Below are 17,707 nucleotides of genomic sequence, written 5' to 3' on the forward strand. Positions count from 1 at the left end.
TTGGTATTATATGAGACACCTCTGACACAATTTATAAAAATGATAAAATATTATAAAACTGATGATAAAGAACAACTACTTTACAAAGAAACTTGGTTTGACGAAAAAAACAAGAAAGCAATTGTTCACTACGGAAAAGTTGGATACAAAGGAAAAGTAGAAGAAATTCCTATTGAGATGCAAACTGCTAATGATGAATTTATTAATATTTTTTGTAAAGAATGTTCAAATAATGGTTATTATCAAATTGACGATGATAATCATCATTGGGTTGTTATTCAATATTCTTTAAAAAGTGAGTTCGGGAATAAAAGAGATTTGTGGCTGAAAGAGAAGGTGCAAGAATACTTGAAAAACCATCTTGGCTGGACTGGATTAGGTAATGTTGACGGCTTTGATATGGGGCAAAGGAAACTTAATATTTATTGTAAAGTTGTTGACGATGAAAGAGCAGTTAGCAGTATAAAAACTTGTTTAAAAGAATACCGACTAGACCTTAACAAAGCAAAAATTGCGATAAAAAAAGCAGGAGAAGAAAATTATAATTTAAAGTTCTCACACAAAAAAGCAGATAATTTTAAATTATAAAAAATTTGGAATTACAAGCGATTGATTTCAAAAGTCACTTCCAGTTGTGCTGAAAATGCAGAAAGCAATAAAGTACTTAATTTATTTGAAAATTGTGTATTGTCTCTAAACAGAATTAAACTTAAGTGCCAAATCCGAAGAATGAGTTTAATTTAACCCAAACCCTTTGCAGCGCCTGAACGTTATCTAAAAACTAAAAAAACTATGTTTTCAGAAATTTCTAAATTCTTTAAAACCGAATATCCTCTGAATGAACACGGATTAGAGGAACTTTTTTCGTTATTTAAAGTAGAAAATTATGAAAAAGGAAGTTTAATACTAAAAGCAGATACTAAGCAGAAGAAACTCAGATTCCTTAATAAAGGTGTAATTAGAGAATATTACTCTAATCAGGAAAAAGAAATAAATATCAATTTTTATGTAAAACCTCAATTTATATCTGACTTGTTATCTTTCACTCAAAACTTCAATACCAGAAAGAATCAGGAATGTCTTACTGATGTACAAGTTTTAAGCATAGAAAGGCATTTGTTCTTTGATCTACTGGAAGAATACGAATGTGGAAAATCGATTGTTGAATCCTCTTTTAAAAAAATATTAAAGCAAACGGAAATATCAGATTTTAATCGAACGACCAAAACACCTGATGAGCTTTACAAAGACTTATGTTTATACAAGCCTGAATGGCTTCAGTTAATTCCTCAATATCATATTGCTTCTTACATAAATATAACACCCGAAACACTAAGCAGAATAAGAAAACGTAGTTCTTGATTTGAATCAATGAAAATCAAGTTTATAAAATAGATTTTTGTATAAAATATTTTATACTATGTTAAAAATTTATCAAATCAGGAATGCAACAATGATTCTTGAAACGGAAAAAGAAGTTATTTTAATTGACCCGATGCTGGGTAAACAAGGGATTATGCCAAGTTTTACACTTTTTAGACATAAAGCCAGGAGAAATCCTACCGCTCCACTGCCTAAAAACATCAATTTAGTACTTGAAAAAGTGACCCATTGTTTAATAACACATCAGCATCCTGATCATATAGATAGTGCAGCTATAAAATTCCTGAACCAAAAAAGCATTCCTGTTACCTGCAGCCTAAAAGATGAAAAGGCATTTAAAAAAAGAGGCTTAAATGTTGTTCAGACATTAAAATATTGGGAAAAGCAAGCTTTTTTAGGTGGTACTATTGAAGGCATCCCAGCTAAACACGGCTATGGATTTGTTTCTAAATTAATGGGAAATGTAATTGGTTTTTTTATCAAACTTCCTAATCAAAAATCAATATACCTAACTTCAGACACCATATATACAGATTCGGTTAATAAAGTGCTTCATAATTACAAACCAGAAATAAGCGTTTTGGCTTGTGGGGCCGCTCAATTCGATATTTTCAGGCCACTAATTATGAATGTCGATGATATTATAAAATTTATAAAAAACTCATCCGGAAAAGTTATTGCAAACCATATGGAATCCATAAATCATTGCCCTTTGACCCGGGACGAATTAAAAATCATATTAACAAATAACGAATTAAAAGATAAAGTTTTTATCCCCGAAGATGGAGAAATACTGGAAATAGACAGCTGGTAAAAGCATGTCTATCCAATAGCAGGAAAAGTATCAGCCTGAAAGTTTTGGAATTTCAGGTTTGCGTTTCACGAAAAGCCAACAACTTCGGTAAAAAACACAAAAAAGCTAAATGATAACATACTGCAATATCGAAATTTCGCAACTTATTCAACTATTTAATTTTCAAGAGTATGGCTATAGAAATGGTAAACTGGCTTGAAATCCCTACAATAGAGATGGAGCGGGCAAGAAAATTTTATGAAACAATTTTTGATTTCAAAATGGTGGATATCGAAATTAATGACGAAATATATCCATGTTTCCCAAACCGCAACGGGGAAGGCTTTAGTGGGGCGTCTAAAAGCCACACTCAGCAAAAAAAAATTAAAGTTTGAAATTTCAGATTTGTACGAAATGAACTTTCAGGGCGACTTGTCTGAAACGGAATATGAAACCGGGACTTGTGATTTGCACCGCAGGTCATCTCAATACTTTTTAAAATGAAATTGGAATCACATAAAGCATGCAGAACATTATGCTGGACGTCACCTGGGGAAATGTTTCGAGCAAAAAGAAATGCTGATTCTTGAAGGACTTTGGAATTAGAAAATGTGACTGGGCAGCACATGCAGCAAACTGAAGACCTTATTGCAAAAATTAAAGAACATTCTGCATAATCTAATCAACTAATAAGCAACCTTTTAACAAAACCTGTATCTCTTAAGTAAACTATCTTAAAATTTTAACCTATGAAAAAGTTTACTTTAGTATTGATTTTTGCAACCCTTATTTCCTGCAGTAATGATGATAACGATATATCATCAAAGAATAACTTAAAAGGCAAGTGGAATTGGCTTATTACCACAGGTGGAATTACAGGCAGTTCCCAGACACCGGAAACGACTAAACAAACCAGAGTTATCGAGTTCTCAGGCAATACCTTAAAAACCTATGTCAATGGTACTTTATTACAGACCCAAAAATTTTCTATTAAAAACAAACGAGCATCTGATGGAAATTTCCGAAAAGTAATTCTAATAGACCCGGGTGACACATACACAAATCAAATCTATATAGACCGTACCTTTGAAATCATTGGCAGGAAACTTTATTTAACAGACGAATGTGCTGATTGCTACAGGTCTGAATATGAGCGCATCAAATAGCCTTTAGTCTTATAAATGACAGAAGTCTGGACTAGCCCTGATGGCAGCGGCATCGCCCGATTTAGAAAACAAGGCTTTTTTTGCCGTAGTTTTTCTTGAGGGAATATAGCGTACAGCAGGACAAAAGGTGCTGATGAAATTGTATGTTTCTGCTCCTTAAAAATCATCATACAAATTGTTCTTTTTGATGCTGATGTTTTCTTTTTATCCCAACCTGTTAATTTTAAATTTAAATCATGTCATATTTTCAACATCATAAAAATTATAGCGCATTCGCATAGATCAAAAAACCTTTATTCAGGAATATAATATCGCCTTAAAATATTCTTTTCGTTAGTTGTGGAGCAAAATCATTATTTATAATGAATATCACTACAATTAATCATTCTAGTTTTGCGGAAGGTGTGAAAAAAGCTATACAAACTATTTTTTTCATATTTATAAAAATGCACTAATAAGAATATTATTAATATGGAAAAGAAGTTGATTTTTAAGGATGATAAATCGGATAAATTCTGGAATATAACTGTTTCCGGATTATCATTTACAGTAACTTTTGGAAAGAGCGGCACTGCAGGACAGTCCTCAAACAAAACATTTGATCAGGAGACGACTTGTTTAACTCAGGCTCAGAAACTGATACAGGAAAAACTCAAAAAAGGATATGTTGAAGAAGGACAAACTCAAGAGGTATCAGTAGAAATTTCGCCAGTTGAGATTAAAAGTGCAACTGTGACAAAGAAAAAACCGAAGCCGTCTGAAAAGCAGGTCATTGAAGCAGCATCCGAAGAAACTGAAATTATACCCATTCAGGAAAGTTTTGACGAAAATTTGATTCACATCCGATCATTCATTCAGAAAAATGAGCTGATGCATGCCAAAGATCTATGTAATGCTATCAGCCCTTTAATAAAAAGCGAACAAGACGGAGATAAATTGTCATTGCTAAAAGGCGAAATTGCATTAATTCAAAATGATTTTGAAACAGCAGAAAGTTCATTATTAACAGCAGGTCCTGAGGCTGATTTTCTGTTAGGGCAAATTTATCAGGCAAAAAATGATTTCGTAAAAGCATCCAATTATTATTTAAATGCTAAATCCTATTTAGGCTATTACTATGCCGCATGGATTGCTGTAAACCAGAAGGACAATGCCAAAGCTGTTCAGTATTTTGAGCTGGCTGCAATTGAAGGAGAAAAATCAAAAGAGAAAGATCTTTGGCAGAGCTATTTCAGATGGGGATATACGCTGCATTTAATGGGAGACCTGACAGCTGCCATCGTTCCTTATCAAAAAGCAATAGACACCGGGAATGGAGACCTCTGGACCTATAATAATTTTGCAATAGCATGCACGATATTAGGTAAAGACAAGGAAGCTATTGCTTTATATGATACTGCGATTGCTAAATGGCCGGAATTTAGTCAGACCTATTTTAATAAGTGTTGCTTCTATTCTGTAAAGGGAAATCTTAAAGAAGCTCTTGTATGGTTAGAAAAAGCATGTTATTATGGTTATTTATTTCACAATGAATATAATCTGAAAAATGATTCTGATTTGGAAGCACTTAGAGAAACAGATAAATACAAAGAACTCATTACGAAATATAAACGGGATTATAGTAATAGATCATGTAATGATTTATTGTCTGAAGATTTTAAAGCCAATCCGGAAAAGTATAATGAATTTGAGGTAAGGTCATATAATAAGCCTCTGCCAAATGGCGCTATCACTTCGGAAATTGCAAATGGTATAAATATTCAAACCATCACGGTATATGATGCAAATTTAAAATCAATTTCGCCTGCTGTTGCCGAATTAAAAAAATTAAAAGAAATCCAGTTGCTGGATAATCCTTTGATGGAGTTTCCTGAAGAATTGCTGGATCTTAAATTAGATAATGCTGAACTGGAATTTAAGAGACTTGCAGCGTTCCCGTCTTATTTAGAAAAACTGAGCAATCTGAAAAAGTTAGGTCTGAGCAGCCTTAAAGTTAAACGCATTCCCAAAGAAATTAGTCACTTTAAGGATTTGGAAGATTTGTGTATTAAACATGGAGAAATAGAAGTGATAGACAGGGAGATTGGCAGTCTGAACAAATTACATTCTTTAGAAATAAGAGATACTGCAATTACCAGTCTGCCGGTTGAAATAGCCCAGCTGCACAATTTACGCACCTTGTATATATCCGACAATAAACAATTAGCACATTTACCTGAGGATATTTTTACCATGCCGAAACTTGAAAGGGTATCGTTTGCCAAAAATGGTTTTCCTGGTACAGAAGCGGCAAAATTATTTGAAGAAGGACTAAATGCCAAAACAGAAAAAAGAAGATTAGCTGTGTTTTTAGCTTTGCTTCAGCGCAACAATGGTTATGTAGCTGCCTGCGGAATATTTGAAGATGCCCTTGCAGCACTCAACTCGGGGGTTGGTATGCTGAGATCTAATTCGTTGATCTGGATTAGCAATGCAGTACAGGCTTCATTTTCAGACAAGCCAATCGCTTCAGGATCTGAAGTTTTTATTTTAGGGAAATTTTCTAAAAGCAATGCGGATATCAAATCAGAGATTGAAGCGTTAGGCGCAACAGTAAGCACTAAATTTTCAGCGAAAACCACGCATGTCCTTATCGGAGAAAAACCTGGAGAAAAACTGAATGGACTGAACTCAGCGGCTATTCAGTGGGTGACAGAAGGCATCCTGAATAAGGCAGACGCTACTAAGGATACACAAATGGAAATTGCCAAAGATGTTCCTCAGGAACAGATTCAGTCTTTGCTCCTAAGTCCTGAGGACAGCAATGTTTCTATGGCTTTGGAACTAATTGAAGAATACAGGGCAGTAAGTGCTTTTGAGGCAGAACTTTTTATCAGCTATCAATATGCCACAGATAAAGATGTTAAAAAGCATTTACAAAATTTAATTAAGAGAAATTGTTCAGAAGATCTGCAGTCTGCTTTAGCAGGTAAGTATGGATTTAAATCTGCGAGTGAAAAAAAGATTGGAGAATATATACAGACATTGTTTGAAAAAGCAGGATTAGATAAACTGAAAGTCGCTTATACCATATTCCGTAAAACAAATCATAAGGCTTCCAATTACCTGCTTGAATTTGGGACTTCAGAAATGAAGAAAGAAGTATTGGAATCATTTATAGATACATACGAAGGTGTCAGGAATGAAAAGGAAGAAGGTTTGATTCAGTTAGGCGGTAACGTTCCTAATGAAATTCTGGAACTGAAAAACCGAATCAAGAAAGTTTCATGGCGTGGAGGTAAAGAATTGCCACTATGTATTACCCAACTGGAGCTGTTGGAAAGTTTAGATTTGGCGATGTCTGGCTTAAGTAAATTGCCAAAAGAAATAGTAAATCTTCAAAATCTGAAAAAACTTGACATCAGTACGGCATCTTTTAAAAAGTTTCCAGAGGAAATATTAAGTATTCCCGGATTAGAAGAATTATTCCTGAACAATGGTAATGAAGACAATAAGCAGTGTATCACTGAAATTCCCGATAGTATCAGTCAGTTAAAAAATCTGAAAAAACTTGACCTTACAAATAATCCTATTGGTAAAGTCCCGGCAGCGGTATTCGAATTGGAAAATTTAGAATATCTTTCAATTGCCAGTATTGGAATTTCTTCTGTTCCGAATGAAATCAAGAAGTTAAAAAAATTGAAACAATTGGTAATACATGGATGGGCACCTGCTGGAAGAAATGAAAACAATTTTGAAAAATTTCCAAGTGTGATTTCCGAATTACTTACATTAGAAACACTGCAAACAAGTTTAGGCTTGCTAAATAACCCAGAAGTTCTTTCTTCGTTAATCAACCTGAAGAAAGTTAGGGTGTATAATGGATATAATGATGAGAAAAGAGAGAAACTGTCAAAAGCAGTAAAAGGGATGCTGCCCCAGTGTGAAGTTAGCATCTGGTAGTTTTTTTAAAAAAGTTATAGTATAATAGTTATGAAAGAACTTACTTTAACCTCAATCTCTTCATTGCCTCAGGATATTTTGGCACAGACTGATTTAGAGAAGCTAACAATCAGCAATTCAGCATTGGCAATTCCCGGATCCATTGCAAATTTTCAGCAGCTGAAAGAATTACGTTTTGTAGGGAATACAAACTTGTATTTGCCTGTAGAAATACTCGGACTCAGTAAAACCTTTATTCTTTTTGAAAGAAACACACCTGAGCACATACAATTGGCCGGACAAGTTATTTTTGAGTTCCAGCGAAAGAAAATTACAGAGCCACAAGCCAAAGTTTTTCTGATGCTTTTACAAGAACAGGATTTTGATGCTGTTGCAGAAAAAGAACACGTGATTGCAGCCTTAGATTATAGAATCAAAGAAATACAATCCAAAGCACTGGAAAAACTCAATGAAATATTTCCGATGACGGAAACCCTCAGCGAAAACAACATTGTGTGTATTGTTGGGAATACAGAAGCATTTGCTGAGACTGATATCAAACCAAGGCTCAAGAAGCTGAATATAAACCTTCAGAATAAAATAAGTCAAAACGCCACTCTTGTCGTATTGGCTAAAGAACCGAAACTGAAATTGCCGATAAATGATGTTTTGATAACGACTGAAGATAATTTTTATCAGTGGATTAATAAAGCGGATAAGTTGTTATTATCCGAAAAGACAGAAGCAAATGCTCAGGCGATTACCAATGTAGCTGCCATGCTGAACAGTGCTAATCCTGCCAATGTAGCGCTTGCACTTCAGATGATGAAAACTAATGGAGTTTCCAATGAATTACTCGGCGAACTGCTTATTTTTATAAATAGTTCCAAAGACAAGACAGCGATAAGAACGGCAAAGTCACTTTTTAAAAAGTTTGGCCCAAAGGAATTTATTACATTTCTGGAAGCCAGAAATCACAGATACTACAAATTACTGGAATTTTATTCAGGCGACGAATCGGTATATAACTGGCTGGATCAGCATACAGCAATAGATTCTCTTCCTATAGTACAAAAGCTTTATCCGGCTTTGTATGCAAAAAGATCCAAAGGACAACAACGAATCGATTTTATCAGTAAAATGATAACAAATGACACACTCGATCTCAGTAGTTGGGGATTAGACGAATTTCCGGATGAAATTGGACAATTCGATACGCTCAAAGCCCTATACTTTGTAGATTCGAAGGGAAATTCCAGAAACAGGCTTCAAAAGTTTCCTGATTTTATAACCTCATTGGTTCATTTAGAAAAATTAGATTTGTTTGGTGTGTATCTTTCCGGATCTCTTCCTGAAAGTATTTCTAATCTTAACTCCTTAAAATATCTTGGCTTACCGGTATGTGACAATTTTCCTGAAGTGATTAATACCCTAACCTCGCTTGAGGTCCTGGAAATAGACCTTAATCAATTGAAAGAACTTCCCCGACTTCAAAATCTTATACAGTTAAAACAAGTGATTGTAACAGAGTATTTTTTTGATTCTGAAAAAGCTGAAGCGGAAACTTTGTGGGAACAAAAAAAAGCGTTTTTACCGTCATCTTGCCAAGTTATTTTTCAGAAGTCTCATAAAAGGTGGAGCGAATAATTTATTTTAAAACCAATCTATAAAAACAACGAACAAAAACATGAATAATTGGTTTGTATTTTATTGAAAGCTAGTTTTTTATTCCTTCCCTGGAATAATTCCTTTAGATCTGATTAATAAAAAAGATATACCCTGAAAAAAATATGAGTTAAATGACTTTTTTAGACTTTCAAAAAAACCAACACTTATTATTGACAAAACACTTTGTGAAAGCTTACAAAAATCTACACTATGATTCTGGTATAAAAAAGACAAAAAATTAAAATACATGCAAATGGAACATGAAGAAGAATTAGTTCAGGTCATTCTGGATGGCAATGCACAAAGTGTACTTGATGTATACACATCCAAATTGTACGGTTGGATAAAAAGTTGTAATCGTTTAAGTTCATCGGCAATAGCTGATGTAGTCAGGACACTTGATTTTAATAAATCAGACGCTGCAATCATCATATGTCGTACATTAAAAAGAGCTTTGAGGGATATTGATGAACATGGAGAGTATAGTGAAGAATATGGCAATGCAGATAAAATTAAAGGGCAGATTGATGCTTTAAAGAAAGATATACAACTCCAGCAGGGTTATAAATGGGACTATTTATATGAATTAACTTCAATACTTAAAAATGGACATGTTTGCTTTGCAAGTGCTGCAAAAGAAACAATGACAGATCCGTTGCAAGTTGAATTTATGACTAATATTGAAAAAACTACTTCTGCTGAACGAACAGATATAATCATGAACATAAAAGATTTTTCTTTTATGAGTCCTTTGCTTGACGAAGCAGTTCTTTCAGTACTGTCCCGGTATATTAGAGAGCCATCTTCAGATGAAGACCGAATAGAATTAAAAAAACAGGTGCGTGCTTTGGATTATTATTTACAGAAGAGGCCATTTCCATTGTGTTTCGGAACACTTATTATTGGTAACCTGATAGAAATAGCTGCACGTCTGGGAGATCAGGAATTTGCGGATCAGGTAAGTCCTTTTATCAATAAAATTACACCGAATGTAGTTATATATGTTTCTCTTTCCAGGTTTTACTCCGTATTTAACAATAGAAATAAGCTTATTAAAAGCATAAAGCTAGCAGCGCAGCACGGAGCTGAAAAATCTGATTTTAACTGGTTTCGGACAGAAGATAATCCCTGGCAGAAGGACGAAGAAGTTCAGGGTTTAATACCTTTATCAATCGATGATTATTATCTGTATAAGTGTTGATCGAAAAAATAAAGCGAATCGATAACAAAACACCACCAAAGTATTAAAACAGTTAAAAATATTCTTTTAAAATTATAAGGAAAGAAAAATAAAAGAATAACAAACAGCTTTCATAGCGGGGATATGCAAACACATAAAATAAATGACTAAAAACAACCAACAGCAATATGTTTATTACGGCACGCACACCACTGCTACTGAAATAGAAAAATTTATTCTGCATGTGGTTAAAACCAATGAGCAGGCCATTAAGGAAGCTAAAAAAAGAAAATCAGTCTGCATTTGGGGAAAGCACGGCATTGGTAAAACGGAATTAGTAGAGAAATTAGCGAAAGAAAACGGGATGAAGTTTGCTTACATTGCACCAGCCCAGTTTGAGGAGATGGGTGACCTGCTTGGTATGCCTAAAATCACAGGCGATAAAACGGTTTTTGTACCCCCTGCCTGGGTACCAACAGAAGATGTACCCGGAATTCTGCTGCTGGATGACGTGAATCGTGCAGATGACCGGATTTTGAGAGGAATTATGCAATTACTTCAAAATTATGAACTCCAGAGCTGGAAACTTCCTTCACAGTGGACCATAGTGCTTACCGCTAATCCAGATGGCGGCGATTATTCGGTGACGCCCATGGATGATGCCATGATTACGAGAATGCTTCATGTTACCATGCAGTTTGATGTAAAGGCCTGGGCAATATGGGCAGAGCAAAACGGTGTTGACGAGCGGGGCATCAATTTTGTGCTGACGTATCCTGAACTTATTTCGGGAGAGCGTACTACGCCAAGATCTCTTGTTCAGTTTTTTGATACGATTGCATCTGTCAAAGATTTAAAAAAAGAACTTGCTATGGTACAGCTATTAGCCGCTTCAGGCTTAGATCCTAATGCCAGTACTACATTCATAAATTTTGTACAGAATAATTTAAGCAGACTTATCAGTCCTGACGAAATTCTAAACGCAAAAAATTTCGATAAAGAAGTCAGGGAAGTTATAGAAAATATAATGCAGGATCACATTCGCCTGGACATTTTAGCCACAATCTGTACCCGATTGACAAATTATCTGCTGGCCCGTGAAGTAAAACCGACTAATGTACAGCTGGAAAATATCAAGAAATTCCTAAAGCTTGAAGTGCTGCCCAATGATCTTCGGCTGTCATCTGTTCAGGATATAATCAAACATACATTACTTCATCCTATAGCCGCGGATCCTTATGTTACCGAATTGATACTGCTAAATATGTAGCCCATGAATGTATTGGATGACATCCGTAAAACGACCGTAAAGTTATTAATTCACGAGTCTTTCTATGGGCATTTTTTTACCCATATCCAGAGAAGTATCAGCGAAGAAGTCAAAAGAGTTTCGGTTTCGGTAACAGAAAACCACAACATCATCCTGCTGATTAACCCCAAATACTGGCAAAGCCTCCAGACCTGTGAACAAAAAATGGGCTGTCTAAAACATCAGATACTGCATTTGATATTTAAGCACGTCTACAGAGTGAGTTTTTTTGGCAACAAGGAGATCTTTCATATAGCTGCAGATCTTGTGGTTAACCAATATCTGTTGCAGTCACAATTAACCCAGGATGCAATCTGCCTTGAAAATTTTACAGTACTGAATCTTTTGCCTCATCAGACTGTTGATTATTATTACACTAAGCTGGCAGCACAGTATGATACTCCCGAAATACAAAACATAATTCAGGATGATGCAGATGAGCCCGGCAATACAGCATGCGAAAAACCTCCGGATGAGCATCAGGACTGGGAGAAAATCAATAATCAGGAAGGGGCAGTAAAACAGCTTATACAGGCCACTATTGAAATGTATATAGATAATAGTGCCAAACGGATAAATACACAAGAATTCGGACTGCTTCCTGCTGAACTGCAAACCTTGCTGACCGCAGTAGCTGAACGATTTCAAACGAAGGTAAACTGGAAACGCATGCTCAAACTTTTCGCAGAAAGCAGCCGGAAAACGTTTATAAAGAACACATTAAAACGTCCCTCTAAACGATATGGTACGGTACCGGGTATTAAGATACGCAGTAAGCAAAAACTGCTGATTGCCCTGGACACATCCGGGAGTATTGATGAAAATCAGCTAAAGTTTTTTTTTGACGAAGTGTATCATATATGGAAGCAATCGGCAGAAATTATGATTGTTGAATGTGATACGATTATTCAAAAAGAATATATTTATAAAGGTCAGACGCCTCAAATGATTTCAGGAGGAGGAGGAACCTGTTTTGATGCCCCGATACATTACGCAAATACCCACTACCGCCCTGATTCCCTGATTTATTTTACAGATGGTTTTGGTCCCAAACCCCTATACAAAAGCAGGTGTCCCATTTTATGGATGATTACTTCAAATGGAATTGTACAGGAAAAATGGGATTTTCTAGACGGGCGAAAAATAAAAATGCCAGCTTCCAAAGCCTGATTGAGTTTATAAAAAAAAATGAAAAACATCCGGTTTGTTTGATTTTGCCTGCAATTAAACTAAATATTTTAATTAATTTAACGCGTTGAGCGAAATTAGTATTTGATAATTACATCCAACGTGTGTAGTTTTAGTCTTATAAATGACAGAAGTTCTAAGCTAGCCCTGATGGGAGCGGTATCGCCCGATTTAGAAAACAAGGCTTTTTTGCCGTAGTTTTTCTTGAGGGAATTTAGCGGACAGCAGGACAAAAGGTTCTGATGAAAAGGAATGTTCTGCTCCTTAACTTCATCATACGAATTGTCCGAATTAATGCCGAAGTTGTCCTTTTTCACCCCTAACCTATTGCATTTTAAGCTTAAATTTGTGTAATAACTATTTAAAACACACCAAATGAACACATCAGATTTTAGCACCGTAATACAAGTTGACCAGTCTCCTTCGGCAGTTTTTAATGCCGTAACTAACGTGCGTGGCTGGTGGTCGGAAGAAATTGAAGGCGATTCGGCAAAGCTGAATGATGAATTTAATTATCATTACGAAGATATTCACCGTTGCAAAGTCAGACTAACAGAGGTGATTCCGAACCAGAAAATCGTCTGGCTGGTAGAACAAAACTATTTTAAATTTACAGAAGACGAAACCGAATGGACGGGTACAAAACCAACTTTTGAAATATCGGAGAAAGACGGAAAAACAGAACTTAAGTTTTCGCATGTTGGTCTGGTTCCTGAATATGAATGTTTTGACATCTGCAGGGATTCGTGGACCAATTACATTCAGAACAGTCTAAAAAAACTGATTACGACCGGCAAAGGCGAACCAAATGCGAGCGGAAAACCCCAGACGGAAAATGAAAGAAAACTGAGCGCCGGCGAATAATACGGTTCTAAAAAACAACAATAAAACATACTCAGTTTACAAAACTACATCTACAATTGTCGAAATATTCAGGTTATCAGCTTAACTTTGCAGTCTAAACTAAAAACGTTAAAATACAGCACCATGGATATTTTGGAATTAATGAAAAAAAGATACTCTGCGAAAAAGTACAACGCTGACAAGGCTATTCCGCAGGAAAAAATCGAAGCTTTGAAAGAGGTTTTATACCTGAGCCCTTCTTCTATAAATGTTCAGCCATGGAAATTTACTTTTGTGCAGAATACAGGAGTAAAGGCACAATTGGCTGCGGTTTCGATGCACAATCTGGAAAAAGTAAATCAGGCGCAGCTGGTAGTGGTTTTTAGTGTTGCAGATGATTTGGATGCTTTTCAGCAAATAGTAGATACTCAGTTCCCGGAAGCCCGCAGAAACTGGTACAATCAGATCAGGGCAAGCAAGCCGGAGGCCGATTTGAAAATATGGTTATCGCAACAAGTATATATTGCCCTGGGAGTTGGTTTGACAGCCAGTATTGCATTAGGCCTGGATTCTACAGCTATGGAAGGGATTGAATCTGACAAATACAAAGAAATCCTTAATATGACAGACTTCAAGCCTTTGTTTGCAATGGCTGTTGGTTATGGCGCCGAGGATGATTTTAACCGAATCGAAGTGATGCCAAAATCGAGAAGATTATTGGACAGTGTGATTGAGAGTATTTAAACTTCACCTATAAAGACATGACCACCGACATCATAGAATTAAACAATTTTATCGTCCTGATCGAACAATCTAATGCAGAGAAAACCTTTGTTCAGAAATGTGAGATTGACGGAGATGCGGTTGGTTTTGCTTTTTATGGTTCCGGCAACGTAGAATTAGAAATCAAACACAATAATCAGACAAAATATTTAACGAATACTACCGGACTGGCGATTTCTTTTTTTGGCAATCAGAAAGTAGAATTTGCCCATAAAATCGCTCCGGACAAACCGCTCCAGTCCATCAGTATTTTTACGAAACTTAAAAACCTGCATACACTCTCACAGATCGAAAAAGAAATCTTCGAAAAACAGCTGCCCGAATTATTGAATCCAAAGGAGCATTTTGTAAAAGGGCCTACTCATTTTATGACACTTGATATGCAGCTTGCTGTCCAAAAAATATTCAATACCTCCTACTCCGGCAATACAAGACTATTATTTTTAAAAAGTCAGGTTAATGAATTACTCGCGCATTACTTTGCCCTTTTGTCTGATGATAAAAAAGTAGAATTTACCGAAAAAGACAAAGAGAAACTTTTTCACGCAAAAGATATCGTGAGCACTCAATATTCAAAACCGCCTACTATTTCAGAATTGTCCAGGCTCATCGGACTCAACAGTACCAAATTAAAAAAGAATTTCAAGGAGTTATTTGGCATTCCGATTTACAAATATATTCACGAAGAGCGTTTGAACAAAGCGTACGAACTGCTTTCGCAAACCGAGAAAACCGTTCAGGAAGCTGCCTGGGAAGTTGGATACGAAAGCCTGAGTTCGTTTTCGAATGCTTTTCAGAAAAAGTTTGGTTCAAGGCCCAACGAAGTGAAAAAACAATTCCTTTCAAACAAATCTTAATTCTTTTCCGACAAATGATTTGATGATGATCCGTGCAACTTTGCAGTATCATTAATCTAAAATCATATAAAAATGGAAAATCAGAAAATTTTAGTCCTTGGCGGAAACGGAAAAACAGGCCGCAGGGTAACGAAACTGTTAAAAGAAATAAGCAATGCAGAAGTATACATCGGTTCCAGAAGCGGTATCCCTCCTTTTCACTGGGAAAATCCCGAAAGCTGGTCTGAAGTAATAGAAGGCATCGATACGGTTTACATCACTTTTCAGCCGGATCTCGCCATTCCGTCAGCACCGGAAACGATTAATAAATTTACAACTTTGGCTACTCAAAACGGCGTTCAGAAAATCGTACTGCTTTCCGGAAGAGGTGAAAAAGAAGCGCAGGTTTGCGAAGAAATTGTAAAATCGACCGCAAAAAACTGGACAATTGTAAGAGCCAGCTGGTTCAGTCAGAATTTTAGCGAAAGCATCTTTTTAGAGCCTATTCTCGCAGGTCACGTAGCCATCGCAAGAGCAGAAACTCCGGAGCCGTTTACCGATGCCGATGATATTGCGGCTGTAGTAACCGAAGCGCTTTTAAACGAAAAACACAACGGCAAAACATACGAACTTACAGGTCCGAGATTACTAAATTTTGAACAGGCTGTTGCAGAAATAGCCCGGATTACAGGCAGGGAAATCCATTTTCAGCCGCTTTCTGTAGACGAATATATTGGCATGCTACGTGAATATCAGGTTCCGGAAGACGAACTTTGGCTGGTAAACTATCTTTTCACTGAAGTTTTGGATGGCCGAAATTCCAGCATTACCAATGATATTGAAAAAGTCTTAGGCCGAAAAGCCAAAGATTTTACCGACTACGTAAAAGAAACAGCGCAAACCGGTATCTGGGATGCACCTAAACTTGTAACAACACCATGAATTATCCAAGAGCCCTATTGGCAGGCATTATTGCATGGCTTTGTGTTGTGATCACTTTTTATGTTCTGGAACACATTCCGTTTTTTAACGAATCAATGACCGCCCAAGCCTTCATTGCTGCATTTACCATTATATTTTATGCCTGGTTTGCTGCCTGGTTTTATTATAAAAAAGCAGCGAAAAAGTCGGGACTTCTGGCAGGAATCGTGATTACAGGAACCGCATTGATTCTGGATGTACTGGTTACAGTTCCGTTTATCGAAATCCCAAAAGGAAGCAGTTATCAGGCTTTTTTCAGCAATCCTCTGTTATGGATTCTGGCGGTCATCAATGTACTCACGGTGTTTTTGTATCTGAAGCGAAATACCAAAGTAAGCCAAAACTAACAAACTATTTAAGAATCCGATTTGCGACAAGCAGTTCGGATTTTTTTATGGCATGCCCCGCAGAAAAAGCGGGTCGGGCTATTCGCTAAATTTTTTGTTCCGTTTCTCTTCACAAAAAGATACCGCTGCTATCCCTCATGCCCCATAAGGTTTCATCAGAAAGTTTTATTTAATTTAGGGATGAAGATTTTAAAAATGGTGTTTGGAAACAAAAAATAAAACAGAATTTCCTTATATTTATTTTTAGTTTAAAAAACATAAATGAATTGGTCATCCAAATTAATCCATCATAAAAAAGAACTCCGAATCGCGGTTTACTTTGAAAAAAATGTTCAGCTAATTAAGCTCATCAAACAATTTGAAGGTGCAAAATGGAGTCAAACCTTAAAGTCTGGCATTTACCGGACAATGAACAGAACCGGATTCATTTTAAAATTCCCGCAGCATATTTATCATTACCATCAAAAGAAGGAATTTTAGCTATTCAAAAGTTTAGCAATTGGCTTACTTCCAGACGTTATAGTCCAAATACTGTAAAAACATATACTGAAGCTTTAAAATCCTTTTTGGTTTTTCATCGGGAACTTCTTGTTTCTGAAATCACAAATGATCATATCATACTATATAATAACGATTACATTTTAAAAAACAACCTTTCGGCTTCCTATCAAAATCAAATTGTAAATGCCATTAAATTGTTTTTCAAGATCATGCTAGAAACTAAAATAGAAATTGAAAAAATACACCGCCCAAAGCGTGCAAAAGTATTGCCTAATGTATTAAGCAAACAAGAAGTAAAAGCAATATTGAATGCACCAAATAACATCAAACATAAGCCCATGTTAAGTTTAATTTATTCCTGCGGATTAAGTTGTGGTGAATTATTAACGCTTCAGCCCGTACACATCGATTCGGTTAGAAATATTGTATTGATAAAAAATGCCAAAGGGAAAAAAGACCGTATAGTTCCGCTAAGTCCTAAGATTTTAGAAATATTGCGAGCTTATTTTGTAGCTTACAAACCTTCAGTTTATTTATTTGAAGGTAGAATCAAGGGGGAATCTTATGATGACAGGAGTTTACAACAAGTTTTAAAGCTGGCATTAAAAAAAGCGGAAATAACAAAGCCAGTTACCCTACATTGGCTGCGACATAGTTATGCCACACATCTTTTAGAAAGCGGAACCGATTTAAGATACATTCAAGAATTATTAGGTCATAACAGCAGTAAAACCACAGAAATTTATACCCATGTAAGTACCAAAAGTTTACAACAAATAAAAAGCCCGTTTGATGATTTGTAATAAAA

Annotated in this window: 17 protein-coding genes; 16 read left to right on the forward strand and 1 reads right to left on the reverse strand. The window is 35.9% G+C overall.

All coding sequences use genetic code 11. The features are described from left to right. The first annotated feature begins 39 nt into the window (after positions 1-39). The 10 genes from GXM16_RS17585 to GXM16_RS17630 all read left to right on the forward strand — a co-directional run bounded on the left by GXM16_RS17585 (position 40) and on the right by GXM16_RS17630 (position 12,590). On the forward strand, positions 40-588 hold the full coding sequence (locus tag GXM16_RS17585) for a hypothetical protein (RefSeq protein WP_163395804.1): 549 nt from the start codon (positions 40-42) through the stop codon (positions 586-588). A 204-nt stretch (positions 589-792) separates the two neighbouring features. After that, the gene (locus GXM16_RS17590) at positions 793-1,362 is read left to right on the forward strand and encodes a Crp/Fnr family transcriptional regulator (protein WP_163395805.1); all 570 of its coding nucleotides are present in this window, start codon (positions 793-795) and stop codon (positions 1,360-1,362) included. Between the two features lie 58 nt (positions 1,363-1,420). Further along, a complete protein-coding gene (locus tag GXM16_RS17595; protein WP_163395806.1) occupies positions 1,421-2,197 on the forward strand; it encodes an MBL fold metallo-hydrolase in 777 nt (258 codons plus the stop codon). A gap of 170 nt (positions 2,198-2,367) precedes the next feature. After that, positions 2,368-2,571: a VOC family protein gene (locus GXM16_RS17600; RefSeq protein ID WP_163395807.1), complete on the forward strand. Its 204-nt coding sequence runs from the start codon at positions 2,368-2,370 to the stop codon at positions 2,569-2,571. Positions 2,572-2,925: 354 nt separating this feature from the next. Continuing rightward, positions 2,926-3,342 (forward strand): hypothetical protein, encoded by a 417-nt coding sequence (locus GXM16_RS17605; protein ID WP_163395808.1) that lies wholly within the window; start codon positions 2,926-2,928, stop codon positions 3,340-3,342. A gap of 471 nt (positions 3,343-3,813) precedes the next feature. Continuing rightward, on the forward strand, positions 3,814-7,284 hold the full coding sequence (locus GXM16_RS17610; RefSeq protein WP_163395809.1) for a leucine-rich repeat domain-containing protein: 3,471 nt from the start codon (positions 3,814-3,816) through the stop codon (positions 7,282-7,284). A gap of 30 nt (positions 7,285-7,314) precedes the next feature. Beyond that, the gene (locus GXM16_RS17615; protein WP_163395810.1) at positions 7,315-8,910 is read left to right on the forward strand and encodes a leucine-rich repeat domain-containing protein; all 1,596 of its coding nucleotides are present in this window, start codon (positions 7,315-7,317) and stop codon (positions 8,908-8,910) included. Positions 8,911-9,184: 274 nt separating this feature from the next. After that, a complete protein-coding gene (locus tag GXM16_RS17620) occupies positions 9,185-10,132 on the forward strand; it encodes a hypothetical protein (protein ID WP_163395811.1) in 948 nt (315 codons plus the stop codon). Between the two features lie 142 nt (positions 10,133-10,274). Next, complete coding sequence (locus tag GXM16_RS17625; RefSeq protein ID WP_163395812.1) at positions 10,275-11,381, forward strand: AAA family ATPase; 1,107 nt, start codon at positions 10,275-10,277, stop codon at positions 11,379-11,381. Positions 11,382-11,384: 3 nt separating this feature from the next. Continuing rightward, on the forward strand, positions 11,385-12,590 hold the full coding sequence (locus tag GXM16_RS17630) for a vWA domain-containing protein (RefSeq protein WP_163395813.1): 1,206 nt from the start codon (positions 11,385-11,387) through the stop codon (positions 12,588-12,590). A 95-nt stretch (positions 12,591-12,685) separates the two neighbouring features. On the opposite strand, the gene GXM16_RS17635 is transcribed toward GXM16_RS17630, so the two are convergent. Continuing rightward, positions 12,686-12,925, reverse strand: a complete 240-nt coding sequence (locus tag GXM16_RS17635) for a hypothetical protein (protein ID WP_163395814.1) — start codon at positions 12,923-12,925, stop codon at positions 12,686-12,688. A gap of 58 nt (positions 12,926-12,983) precedes the next feature. On the opposite strand from GXM16_RS17635, the gene GXM16_RS17640 reads away from it, so the two are divergent. From GXM16_RS17640 to GXM16_RS17665, 6 genes are all read left to right on the forward strand, one after another. Then, on the forward strand, positions 12,984-13,472 hold the full coding sequence (locus GXM16_RS17640) for an SRPBCC family protein (protein ID WP_163395815.1): 489 nt from the start codon (positions 12,984-12,986) through the stop codon (positions 13,470-13,472). A 123-nt stretch (positions 13,473-13,595) separates the two neighbouring features. Beyond that, a complete protein-coding gene (locus tag GXM16_RS17645) occupies positions 13,596-14,195 on the forward strand; it encodes a nitroreductase family protein (protein WP_163395816.1) in 600 nt (199 codons plus the stop codon). Positions 14,196-14,212: 17 nt separating this feature from the next. Next, on the forward strand, positions 14,213-15,091 hold the full coding sequence (locus tag GXM16_RS17650) for a helix-turn-helix domain-containing protein (protein WP_163395817.1): 879 nt from the start codon (positions 14,213-14,215) through the stop codon (positions 15,089-15,091). 72 nt (positions 15,092-15,163) lie between these two features. Further along, the gene (locus tag GXM16_RS17655) at positions 15,164-16,012 is read left to right on the forward strand and encodes a Rossmann-fold NAD(P)-binding domain-containing protein (protein ID WP_163395818.1); all 849 of its coding nucleotides are present in this window, start codon (positions 15,164-15,166) and stop codon (positions 16,010-16,012) included. After that, positions 16,009-16,398 carry a DUF5367 family protein gene (locus GXM16_RS17660; protein WP_163395819.1) on the forward strand — a complete coding sequence of 130 codons (390 nt, stop codon included), beginning with the start codon at positions 16,009-16,011 and terminating at the stop codon, positions 16,396-16,398. The genes GXM16_RS17655 and GXM16_RS17660 overlap by 4 nt, the downstream gene beginning before the upstream one ends. Before the next feature lie 371 nt (positions 16,399-16,769). Next, positions 16,770-17,702 (forward strand): tyrosine-type recombinase/integrase, encoded by a 933-nt coding sequence (locus GXM16_RS17665; protein WP_208797398.1) that lies wholly within the window; start codon positions 16,770-16,772, stop codon positions 17,700-17,702. Positions 17,703-17,707: the final 5 nt, after the last annotated feature.

This window comes from Flavobacterium limi, assembly GCF_010645075.1.
GTDB lineage: Bacteria > Bacteroidota > Bacteroidia > Flavobacteriales > Flavobacteriaceae > Flavobacterium > Flavobacterium limi.

Excerpts from the sequence above, each read along its gene's own strand:
- GXM16_RS17585 (WP_163395804.1), top strand. The coding sequence starts at position 40 with ATGATAAAATATTATAAAACTGATGATAAAGAACAACTACTTTACAAA.
- GXM16_RS17590 (WP_163395805.1), top strand. The coding sequence starts at position 793 with ATGTTTTCAGAAATTTCTAAATTCTTTAAAACCGAATATCCTCTGAAT.
- GXM16_RS17595 (WP_163395806.1), top strand. The coding sequence starts at position 1,421 with ATGTTAAAAATTTATCAAATCAGGAATGCAACAATGATTCTTGAAACG.
- GXM16_RS17600 (WP_163395807.1), top strand. The coding sequence starts at position 2,368 with ATGGCTATAGAAATGGTAAACTGGCTTGAAATCCCTACAATAGAGATG.
- GXM16_RS17605 (WP_163395808.1), top strand. The coding sequence starts at position 2,926 with ATGAAAAAGTTTACTTTAGTATTGATTTTTGCAACCCTTATTTCCTGC.
- GXM16_RS17610 (WP_163395809.1), top strand. The coding sequence starts at position 3,814 with ATGGAAAAGAAGTTGATTTTTAAGGATGATAAATCGGATAAATTCTGG.
- GXM16_RS17615 (WP_163395810.1), top strand. The coding sequence starts at position 7,315 with ATGAAAGAACTTACTTTAACCTCAATCTCTTCATTGCCTCAGGATATT.
- GXM16_RS17620 (WP_163395811.1), top strand. The coding sequence starts at position 9,185 with ATGGAACATGAAGAAGAATTAGTTCAGGTCATTCTGGATGGCAATGCA.
- GXM16_RS17625 (WP_163395812.1), top strand. The coding sequence starts at position 10,275 with ATGACTAAAAACAACCAACAGCAATATGTTTATTACGGCACGCACACC.
- GXM16_RS17630 (WP_163395813.1), top strand. The coding sequence starts at position 11,385 with ATGAATGTATTGGATGACATCCGTAAAACGACCGTAAAGTTATTAATT.
- GXM16_RS17640 (WP_163395815.1), top strand. The coding sequence starts at position 12,984 with ATGAACACATCAGATTTTAGCACCGTAATACAAGTTGACCAGTCTCCT.
- GXM16_RS17645 (WP_163395816.1), top strand. The coding sequence starts at position 13,596 with ATGGATATTTTGGAATTAATGAAAAAAAGATACTCTGCGAAAAAGTAC.
- GXM16_RS17650 (WP_163395817.1), top strand. The coding sequence starts at position 14,213 with ATGACCACCGACATCATAGAATTAAACAATTTTATCGTCCTGATCGAA.
- GXM16_RS17655 (WP_163395818.1), top strand. The coding sequence starts at position 15,164 with ATGGAAAATCAGAAAATTTTAGTCCTTGGCGGAAACGGAAAAACAGGC.
- GXM16_RS17660 (WP_163395819.1), top strand. The coding sequence starts at position 16,009 with ATGAATTATCCAAGAGCCCTATTGGCAGGCATTATTGCATGGCTTTGT.
- GXM16_RS17665 (WP_208797398.1), top strand. The coding sequence starts at position 16,770 with ATGGAGTCAAACCTTAAAGTCTGGCATTTACCGGACAATGAACAGAAC.